A 3,446-nucleotide genomic window follows, 5' to 3' on the forward strand; every position below is an offset into this window, starting at 1 on the left:
ATGCCTCCAGGAAACGCTTGCAGACCATCGGGAGGACAGCCTGAGAGAAAGCGGGCAGGGTAACAAGTGCGATCTGCCCATGTTTATGTTGCCGAATGGCCTCGGCAGCACGTTCGATCCGCTCAATGCCGAAGTAGGCACGCTCGACCTCTTCAAACAATCTCAAGGCCTGTTCAGTGGGAATGAGCTTGGCGTTGGCTCGCTTGAAAAGTACAAGCTGAGTGATGGACTCCAGTCTTCCTAATTCCCGGCTAACAGTAGGCTGTGAAGTGCGCAGCAGATCGGCTGCTGCAGTTGCACTACCGGCGGTCATCACCGCCCAGAAAATTTCCATATGTCTGAAGTTAAGCTTAGCCACGTTCCATCACATCTCGATACTCAACTGAGGGTGGGAAGTATATCGAAAGGTCGGCGGCAAAGCGGGGCGCGATCGTGACATCACAAGGCGGCTGGTCAAACATTGGCTCCTCAAGCCAGAGCGGTGCGAGCTTTGATTCGCCGCTCTCCTTGGGATTGTCCCGGATAGCAGTAAGGCGTACTGATCAGAACCCCCCACCAAACGGCCACTCCACCGCCACCCGAATCTGATCCCCATCCAGCTCCGCCTGCGCCGTATCCCCGCGATGCACGTTGTGCCTCACCGAAAACGCCATCCCTTTGGCCTTGCCGCCTTGCACCACGTATCGCGCTTCCAGGTCCCGCTCCCAGTGCCTGCCATCCTTGCCATACCCGAGGTACGCATACCCACCCGTAGGATCGACATGCGTTCCATCGATATCGAACCCCCGCACATACAGCGCCGTCAGCGTCAGCCCAGGCACGCCGTAGGCGCTCATGCTCAGGTCGTACCGGGCCTGCCAGGACTTCTCGTTGGGCGCGTTGAAGTCGGACATCTGCACGGCGTTCGCGATGAAGATCGCCCCGCGGGTCACGTAGTCGAACGGGGTGTTGCCGTCGACTTGCTGATACCCGACGCTGAACCCGTGCGGCCCTTGGTTATAGCGCGACACAAGGCTCCACGTGGTGTTGTCGATGCGCCCGGACAGCGCCTTGCCGGTGTCGGTCGTGCGGTACAGGTTCAGGTCGAAGGTCAGGCTGCGCTGGTCATCGAGCGCCTGGGTGAAGGTGCTGCCGAGATAATGCTGATTCCAGCTGTCTTCGTAGCGCGAGGTGTACAGGCTGGCGGTGAAGTTGCTGGTGGGGCTGTACACCGCGCCGGCGAGGTCGAAAGTGTCGCCTTTGCGGCCGTTGGAATAGTTGACCACGAAGCCTTGGTCATGGCTGCTGGCATTGCGGTCGGTGCTTTCGTTGAAGTGCCCGGCCACCAGCCTGAGCGTGTCGATCTCGTTGCTGGTGAGAAAGAACCCGGTGGCGGTCTCAGGCAGCAGGCGGCTGTCGGAAGAGCTGAACACGGGGGTCTTGACGCGCTGCTCGCCATACGAAAGCACGGTGTTCGACATCCGCACCTTGAGCGCGGCGCCGCCACGGCTGTACTCGTTCTTGGGATGCCCTTCATTGTCCAGCCCCAGCAGGCGCGCCTTGCCGGCCCGGCCGCCGCCGCTGTCGAGCTGCACGCCGAGGTAGGCATGCGCATCGACGCCCACGCCGACCAGGCCCTGGGTGAAGCCGGACTGGAACGTGCCCATCAGCCCGTACGCCCACTCCTCGGCCTTGCCGTTGCGCTCGCTGCGCGGCTTGTAGGCATTGCGCCCGCCGCTGTTGCTGGCGCCGTGGCGGTAGTCGCGCTGGTCGAAGACGCTGCGGTTGAGCACGCTCCAGGTGCTGTCTTCGATGAAACCTTCGGAGCGAGACTGGGCGGAATCGGCGATGGCCAGCGGGCTGGCGCCAAGCAGGGCTAGCAGCAACGCGGAGCGTTGCGTAGAGATAATCATCGGCCTGCCTCCAGTTGCTCGAGCTGCACGGCAAACCGCTCCTGCGCGCGGGGCGGCAAACCGGTGGGCAGCGATAAGGCAACGCCCGGCTCGCCCACCTGGATCAGCATCACCATGCCCATGGCCAGGTGCGGAATGCACTGGATGCCATACAGCCCCGGCACGCTGAAGGTCTGCTCCAGCGGCTGGTTGATCTTGCTCTTGAACGCCTCGGCACCCGCCGGCAGCAACGCGGGCAGACTGGCGGCGTTGTGCCCGCTCTGGGTCGGCATGAAGCGGACCGTGTCGCCGGCGGCGATGCGCAGGTGATCGGGCTCATACACCATCGCCCCGCCCGGGCCGCGGTTGAGCATCTTGACTTCATGGACATCGGCCATCGCGACGGGGGCGAGCAGGGCGGCGGACAACAGCAGGGCAAGGGGACGCAGCATCAGTGAGGCTTCCAGCTTCAAGGGGCGCGAAAGCGCAGGATGCGCGCGCCGTCGTAGGGGTCGGTGAGGTAGTGGGCATGCACGCCAAAGGTGCTGAGCAAGCGCTCGGGGGTAAGCACGTCAAGCGGCTTGCCGAGCGCGACCAGGCGGCCGCGGTCAAGAATGGCGAGACGGTCGCAGGTCAAGGCCTGGTTAAGGTCGTGCAGGGCGATGAGGGTGGTCACCGGCAGGGCTTGCACACGCTGCAGGATGCTCAGCTGGTGCTGGATGTCCAGGTGGTTGGTGGGCTCGTCGAGCAGCAGCAGTTGCGGGCGCTGGGCCAAGGCACGGGCGATGTGCACGCGCTGGCGCTCGCCGCCGGACAGGCTGCTCCAGGTGCGCTGGCGCAGGTGCAGGGCGTCGACGTCCGCCAGGGCCTGGTCGACGATGCCGGTGTCCTCGGCCGAAAACGGCGTCAGTGCCGAGAGCCAGGGCGTGCGGCCCAAGGCCACGGCGTCGAACACGCTGATGGCATCATTGGTATCGGCCTGCTGCTCGACCAGCGCCAGGGTCTGGGCGATCTGCCGCCGGGGCTGGCGTGCCAGGGGCTGCTCGAGCAATTGCACGCGGCCGCTGCTGGGCGCGCGCAGGCCGGCGAGCAGCTTGAGCAGGGTCGACTTGCCGGAGCCGTTGGGGCCGACGATGCCCAAGGTTTCGCGCGGGTTCACCGTCAGGTTGATGTCGTACAGCAGCTGCGTATCACGCACGCGAAAGCCGAGGCCCTGGCAGCTGAGGAGGGCGGTCTGCAATGGGGGAATCATGGCCGTCATCGTTGGCTCCTGCGGCTGATCAGGATCAGTGCGAACACCGGCGCGCCAATCAGCGCGGTGACCACGCCAACCGGGATTACCTGGCCGGGGATCAGCGTGCGTGACAGCACGTCGGCGGCGATCAGGAACAGCGCGCCACCGAGTGCGCTGGCCGGCAGCAGGCGGCTGTGACTGCCGCCCAGCAGCAGGCGCAGGGCATGGGGAATCACCAGTCCGACGAAGCCGATGGCGCCAACGATCGACACCATCACCGCGGTCACCAGTGCCGCGCAGGTAATCAGCAACAGCTGCACCCGACGCACAGGAATGCCCAG

Annotated in this window: 5 protein-coding genes; all 5 read right to left on the reverse strand. The window is 64.7% G+C overall.

The genetic code is table 11. The features are described 5' to 3' along the window. The coding region (locus VJS90_RS00260; RefSeq protein ID WP_324117972.1) for a LysR family transcriptional regulator at positions 1 to 358 on the reverse strand (358 nt) is incomplete at its 3' end. A 184-nt stretch (positions 359 to 542) separates the two neighbouring features. Beyond that, a complete protein-coding gene (locus VJS90_RS00265) occupies positions 543 to 1,892 on the reverse strand; it encodes an OprD family porin (RefSeq protein WP_324117974.1) in 1,350 nt (449 codons plus the stop codon). Continuing rightward, positions 1,889 to 2,326 carry a pseudoazurin gene (locus tag VJS90_RS00270; RefSeq protein ID WP_324117981.1) on the reverse strand — a complete coding sequence of 146 codons (438 nt, stop codon included), beginning with the start codon at positions 2,324 to 2,326 and terminating at the stop codon, positions 1,889 to 1,891. The genes VJS90_RS00265 and VJS90_RS00270 overlap by 4 nt, the downstream gene beginning before the upstream one ends. A gap of 14 nt (positions 2,327 to 2,340) precedes the next feature. Further along, positions 2,341 to 3,132 (reverse strand): ABC transporter ATP-binding protein, encoded by a 792-nt coding sequence (locus VJS90_RS00275; RefSeq protein WP_324117976.1) that lies wholly within the window; start codon positions 3,130 to 3,132, stop codon positions 2,341 to 2,343. Continuing rightward, positions 3,129 to 3,446, reverse strand: a 318-nt coding sequence (locus tag VJS90_RS00280; RefSeq protein WP_324117979.1) for a FecCD family ABC transporter permease, incomplete at its 5' end; no start/stop codon positions are given. The genes VJS90_RS00280 and VJS90_RS00275, both read right to left, overlap by 4 nt.

Source organism: Pseudomonas sp. (genome assembly GCF_035277045.1).
Taxonomy (GTDB): Bacteria; Pseudomonadota; Gammaproteobacteria; order Pseudomonadales; family Pseudomonadaceae; genus Aquipseudomonas.

Excerpts from the sequence above, each read along its gene's own strand:
- VJS90_RS00265 (WP_324117974.1), bottom strand. The coding sequence starts at position 1,892 with ATGATTATCTCTACGCAACGCTCCGCGTTGCTGCTAGCCCTGCTTGGC.
- VJS90_RS00275 (WP_324117976.1), bottom strand. The coding sequence starts at position 3,132 with ATGACGGCCATGATTCCCCCATTGCAGACCGCCCTCCTCAGCTGCCAG.